The organism is Kocuria kalidii (assembly GCF_044462225.1).
In the GTDB taxonomy this organism is placed as follows: domain Bacteria; phylum Actinomycetota; class Actinomycetes; order Actinomycetales; family Micrococcaceae; genus Kocuria; species Kocuria kalidii.
This window is the reverse complement of sequence record NZ_JBISWJ010000056.1, coordinates 1-5,554: the sequence shown is the minus strand read 5'-3', so window position 1 is coordinate 5,554 and position 5,554 is coordinate 1. Positions and strand designations below refer to the sequence as shown.

The window sequence follows — 5,554 nt, the reverse complement described above, 5'->3', positions numbered from 1 at the left end:
GTGCTCGGCGCCGTGCACAGGGCCGGCGCCGGGACGGGTGTCAGGACCGGTATCAGGACCGCTGTCAGCGGCCCGCGGCGTCGCGCAGGGCGGAGATGCCCTCCCCGACCACACGGCGGGTGAGGTCCCGGACGCGCCGGGCACGGCCCCTGGCCGGACGCTCGGCGCCGTCGCCGGCCTTGGGCTCGTCCTCGGGCTCCCGGTGCTCCGGCGACCCGGCCGGCACCGGATCCTCGAGGCCCAGCTCCGCGGCGACCGCGGTCCCCGTGGCCTCGTCGGCGGCGTCCGCGACGTCCTCGGTGAACTCCCCGGCCGGACCCCGGCCCAGCGGCAGCTCCCACGGACCCAGCACCGCTCGTTCCGTCCCGGACAGCTCGCGGACCACCAGCGGCACCTCGGTCTCGTCCGGGTCCCCGCCGTCGAGCCGCTGGACGCGGCGCTTCTGCAGCTCCACGATCCCGGTCAGCAGCAGGGCGTCGTCCATGCCCAGGTCCCGCCCCCGGCGGGTGAAGCCGAGCCGGTAGATCATCGCCGTGCCGCGGGTGTGCACGAACCACAGGTAGCCCAGGGCCGTCTCGCCGCCGGTCTCCGCGGTCTCGGTCGCCACGAGCAGCAGCGAGTCCTCGCCCAGGTCCTCCAGCAGCTGGGTGATGAGCCGGGTGCGCAGACCGGTGTTCGCCAGGGCCCGGCTGCCGGCCGTGACCTCGCGGACCGTCACGCCCGGGGTGCGCAGGGCCGTGCGGCACCGGTCCAGGGTGGCCTCCGAGAGCCGCTGCGAGAGGTCACGCTCCGTCTCCCCCAGCACGACCTCCAGCCGCCGCGGCTCTTCCGGCCCGGCCTCCGCGGCGGGACGCGTGAAGCCCACGGCCTCGAGCGCCTCGGTGGTGCCGCGGGTGCGGAGGGTGTCGGCCTGGAAGCGCAGCAGGACGGCACCGTGCTCCTCCCGCGCCCAGTCGGCGAGCGCGGCCGCGACCACGGGCAGGTCCTGGGGACGGTGGACGTGGCAGTGCACGGTCCCGGCGACCACCCGTTCGGCCTCGGAGCGCAGGTAGAGCTGCGCGTAGCCCACGGTCCGCTGCTCGGCGTCGTGGACCATGACCCGGTCGACCCGCAGCCCGGAGCCCTCGGCGGTGACCTGCGCCTCGCCGACGCCCCACAGCTGCTGCGGGTGCCCGCCGGTCACCCGGACGGTGGCGTCCCAGGTCTTGCGGTTGGGGCAGGGGCTGACCATGGTGCTCACGTGGGGATCCTCCTCGTCACCCGGGCGCTCCGCCCCGGCTGGGGGACCGCGGTCGGCGCCCGCAGTACGGGCTCCAGTGTAGAGCCGGGAGCGCCCGCAGGAGGTCCCGGACACGGCGCGCCGGGAGCGGCAGGACCCCCGCACCGGCCTCGGTGCGGGGGTCCTGGGCGGCCGGCCGCGCGGTGCGCGGCCGCAGGGCTCAGTGGCGGGCGTATTTCTCCCACTTGGAGGCGAGGTGCTCCGCCTCGACCATGCGCACCGTCCCGGAGCGGGAGCGCATCACGATGGACTGGGTGGTGATCTGGCGGCCGCGGTAGCGCACGCCGCGCAGCAGGTCCCCGTCGGTGATGCCGGTCGCGGCGAAGAAGCAGTTGTCCGAGGTGACGAGGTCGTCGGTGCTCATGACGGCCTCGAGATCCAGGCCGGCGTCGAGCGCCTTCTGCTTCTCGTCGTCGTCCGTGGGCGCCAGCCGGCCCTGGATGATCCCTCCGGTGGCCTTGATGGCGCACGCGGTGACGATGCCCTCCGGGGTGCCGCCGATGCCCATCATGACGTCCACCCCGGTGCCCTCGCGGCACGCGGCGATGGCACCGGCGACGTCGCCGTCGAGGATCATCCGGGTGCGGGCCCCGGTGCCGCGGATCTCGTCCACGAGCTTCTGGTGGCGCGGGCGGTCCAGCACGCACACGGTGAGCTGGTTGATCTTGATGCCCTTGGCCTTCGCCACCAGGTGCAGGTTCTGCTTGACGGGCAGGCGCAGGTCCACGAAGTCGGCGGCCTCCGGGCCCACCACGAGCTTGTCCATGTAGAACACGGCGGAGGGGTCGAACATCGACCCGCCGTCGGCCACCGCGATCACCGCCAGCGCGTTGTTCATGCCCAGCGCGGTGAGCCGGGTGCCGTCGATCGGGTCGACGGCGACGTCGGAGGCCGGCCCGGAGCCGTCGCCGACCTGCTCGCCGTTGAACAGCATCGGGGCCTCGTCCTTCTCGCCCTCCCCGATGACCACGGTGCCGTTGAAGTGCACGGTGGAGAGCAGCGCACGCATGGCGTCGACCGCCGCGCCGTCGGCGGCGAGCTTGTCCCCGGCGCCCACCCACTGACCGCCGGCGATCGCGGCGGCCTCGGTCGTCCGCACCAGTTCCATGGCCAGATTGCGGTCTGCCATGTTGTTGGCGCGAGCCTCGGTCGTTCCGGGAGATGTGTCGGCCACGTTGTTCCTCACCTTCGAGTTAGCGGTCTGCGGACCGCCGGGCCGGGCTCGGCCACGGCGCGGTCCGCGTCCCTGCCAGCATATCTCCCGGTCCCCCGCGGATCGCGAGACGGCTCGCATTTGCGACCCGGTGCGTCCGGACCGGACGCACCGGGGCCGGCGGACAGGGCACAATGGACGGGTGAGCTCCTCGACCCCCGACAGCCCCGCCGAGCCCCCGGTGTCCGAGCAGCCCGCGGCCGCCGGCCCCGGGACCCCGTCCGGTCCCCGCACGCCGGCGCAGCCGCTGCCGCAGATCACGGAGAAGCAGGCCCGGCGGCTCAACGCCCCCGTGCAGGGGATGATCATCTCGATGGCCGTCCTGCTCCTGCTGGTCCTGCCGTTCGTGTGGCTCCAGCCCCGTCCGGACGCGCAGCCGTACCGCCCCGACGTCGACGTGGCGCGGGAGGCGTCCTTCGTCGCGGACGAGGCCTCCTTCACCCCGGTCGTGCCCGAGCCGGGGGACGGCTGGACCGCCAACTACGCCCGGTGGAACGGCGGCGCCGCCGAGGGGGTGCCCTCCTGGGAGATCGGCTGGGCCACCCCGCAGGGCAGCTTCATCGCACTCGTGCAGACGTCCGCGGCCGACCCCACGTGGCTGGCCCAGCAGACGGAGGCCGTCCCCGTCTCCACCACCGTCCGGGTCGGCGGCGTGCCGTGGGACGTGCACGTCCGCGAGGAGACCGACCGGCAGGACCCGCTGACCGTGTACACCGGCGAGGTCGACGGGTCCACGGTGGTGCTCCGGGGCGACGCGCCCGGCGCCGAGCTGGACCGGCTGGCGACCGCCGTGACCGAGGACCTCGCCGCCGCACCCGCCCCACAACCCACGGAGACGCCATGACACCGGACACCCGCCCCGAGGACTTCTCGCCCCGCACCCCGGCCGCCGCCTGGCAGCGCCTGCGCGAGGGCAACGCCCGCTTCGTGGCGGGCGAGTCCATGCACCCCAACCAGGACGCCTCCCGCCGGCAGTCCCTGGCCAACCAGCAGAACCCGTTCGCCGCGATCTTCGGCTGCTCGGACTCGCGGCTGGCCGCCGAGATCATCTTCGACCTCGGACTCGGGGACGCCTTCGTGATCCGCACCGCCGGGCAGGTCATCGACGACGCCGTGCTGGGCTCGATCGAGTACTCGGTCGCGAACCTCGGCACGCCCCTGATCATGGTGCTCGGCCACGACTCCTGCGGGGCCGTGTCCGCGGCCCACGGCGTGGCCGGCTCCGGGCAGATGCCCCGGGGCTTCCAGCGCGACCTGATCGAGCGGATCATGCCGTCCGTGCTCGAGTCCCAGCGCCACGGCCGGCAGGACGTCAACTCGGCGGTCGTGGAGCACACCAAGCAGACGGCGTCGCGCCTGATGGAGCAGTCCCGGGTGGTCGCCGACGCGGTCTCCAACGGCCAGGTCGCCGTGGTCGGCGTCTTCTACCACCTCGAGGACGGCGAGGCGGAGCTCGTCCACGGCCACGGGACCTGGTTGCCGGGCCGCTGAGCGGGACCGCCCCGCCCGGCACGGTCACCGCGGCCGCCCGTGCCGGGCGTCACCTGCGGCTGTCCTAGACTGGCGCCATGGCAAACACCACGGCGGACAGCACCGCAGAGACCACCGAGTACCGCATCGAGCACGACACCATGGGCGAGGTCCGCGTTCCCGCGAACGCCCTGTACCGCGCCCAGACCCAGCGCGCGGTCGAGAACTTCCCCATCTCCGGCAGGCCCCTCGAGCCCCAGCACATCGTCGCGCTGGCACAGATCAAGAAGGCCGCCGCCCGGGCGAACGCGGAGCTGGGGGTGCTCGACGACGAGCGCGCCCGGGCCATCGCGGACGCCGCGGACAAGGTCGCCACGGGACAGTACGACGAGCACTTCCCGATCGACGTCTTCCAGACCGGTTCCGGGACGTCCTCCAACATGAACACCAACGAGGTCCTGGCGACGCTCGCCAACCAGTCGCTCGAGGGCACGGACGTCGAGGTCCACCCCAACGACCACGTCAACGCCTCCCAGTCCTCCAACGACGTCTTCCCGACCTCCGTGCACGTCGCGGTCACGGGCGCGCTGATCAACGACCTGGTCCCTGCCATGACGCAGCTGGCCGAGTCCCTCGAGCGGAAGGCCGCGGAGTTCCAGGACGTCGTGAAGTCCGGGCGCACGCACCTCATGGACGCCACCCCGGTGACCCTGGGCCAGGAGTTCGGCGGCTACGCCGCGCAGGTCCGCTACGGCATCGAGCGGGTCCGGTCGTCCCTGCCCCGCGTGGCCGAGGTCCCCCTGGGCGGCACCGCGGTGGGCACCGGCATCAACACCCCCGCCGGCTTCTCCGCCCGGGTGATCGAGCTCCTCGCCGAGGAGACCGGGCTGCCGATCACCGAGGCCCGCAACCACTTCGAGGCCCAGGCCAACCGGGACGGCCTGGTCGAGGCCTCCGGCCAGCTGCGCAACATCGCCTACAGCTACATGAAGATCAACAACGACCTGCGCTGGATGGGCTCCGGCCCCAACACCGGGCTCGGCGAGATCCTCATCCCCGACCTGCAGCCCGGCTCGTCGATCATGCCCGGCAAGGTCAACCCGGTGATCTGCGAGTCCACGATCCAGGTCTGCGCGCAGGTGATCGGCAACGACACCACCGTGTCCCTGTCCTCCACCAACGGCGCGTTCGAGCTCAACGTGGGCATCCCGGTCATGGCCTCCGCGCTGCTGGAGTCCGTCCGCCTGCTCGCGAACTCCTCGCGCGTGATGGCGGAGAAGATGATCGACGGGCTCGAGGCGAACGTGGAGCGCTGCCGGTTCCTCGCCGAGGCGTCCCCGTCCATCGTGACCCCGCTGAACAAGGCGATCGGCTACGAGGCCGCCGCGAAGATCGCCAAGCACGCCGTGGCGAACAAGATGACGGTGCGCGAGGCGACGATCGCCCTGGGCTACGTCGAGGACGGCAAGCTCACCGAGGAGCAGCTGGACCGGGCACTGGACGTCACCACCATGACGGGCCCCAGCGCCTGACCCGGCACCACCACGACGCGAGGGGTCGCCCGCAGCGGCCAGCTCAGCACCGAGGGGTCG

The 5,554-nt window shown here is 73.1% G+C and carries 5 protein-coding genes; 3 read left to right on the top strand and 2 right to left on the bottom strand.

Annotated features, from left to right (window positions below):
* Nucleotides 1-64: 64 nt before the first annotated feature.
* Both ACH9D3_RS08195 and glpX read right to left on the bottom strand, forming a co-directional pair.
* Nucleotides 65-1,240, bottom strand: coding sequence for a hypothetical protein (locus ACH9D3_RS08195; protein WP_396410540.1), 1,176 nt, complete (start codon nt 1,238-1,240; stop codon nt 65-67).
* 199 nt (nt 1,241-1,439) lie between these two features.
* The gene (glpX, locus tag ACH9D3_RS08190) at nt 1,440-2,408 is read right to left on the bottom strand and encodes a class II fructose-bisphosphatase (protein WP_396399205.1); all 969 of its coding nucleotides are present in this window, start codon (nt 2,406-2,408) and stop codon (nt 1,440-1,442) included.
* A 226-nt stretch (nt 2,409-2,634) separates the two neighbouring features.
* On the opposite strand from glpX, the gene ACH9D3_RS08185 reads away from it, so the two are divergent.
* From ACH9D3_RS08185 to ACH9D3_RS08175, 3 genes are all read left to right on the top strand, one after another.
* Nucleotides 2,635-3,336 (top strand): DUF4245 domain-containing protein, encoded by a 702-nt coding sequence (locus ACH9D3_RS08185; RefSeq protein ID WP_396399206.1) that lies wholly within the window; start codon nt 2,635-2,637, stop codon nt 3,334-3,336.
* The gene (locus ACH9D3_RS08180) at nt 3,333-3,983 is read left to right on the top strand and encodes a carbonic anhydrase (RefSeq protein WP_396399207.1); all 651 of its coding nucleotides are present in this window, start codon (nt 3,333-3,335) and stop codon (nt 3,981-3,983) included. Before ACH9D3_RS08185 ends, ACH9D3_RS08180 begins: the two co-directional genes overlap by 4 nt.
* 77 nt (nt 3,984-4,060) lie before the next feature.
* Nucleotides 4,061-5,494, top strand: coding sequence for an aspartate ammonia-lyase (locus ACH9D3_RS08175; protein WP_396410539.1), 1,434 nt, complete (start codon nt 4,061-4,063; stop codon nt 5,492-5,494).
* Nucleotides 5,495-5,554: the final 60 nt, after the last annotated feature.

What these genes read in the sequence shown, in the direction of transcription:
- ACH9D3_RS08175 (WP_396410539.1), top strand. Translation starts at nt 4,061, where the DNA reads ATGGCAAACACCACGGCGGACAGCACCGCAGAGACCACCGAGTACCGC.
- ACH9D3_RS08180 (WP_396399207.1), top strand. Translation starts at nt 3,333, where the DNA reads ATGACACCGGACACCCGCCCCGAGGACTTCTCGCCCCGCACCCCGGCC.
- glpX (WP_396399205.1), bottom strand. Translation starts at nt 2,408, where the DNA reads ATGGCAGACCGCAATCTGGCCATGGAACTGGTGCGGACGACCGAGGCC.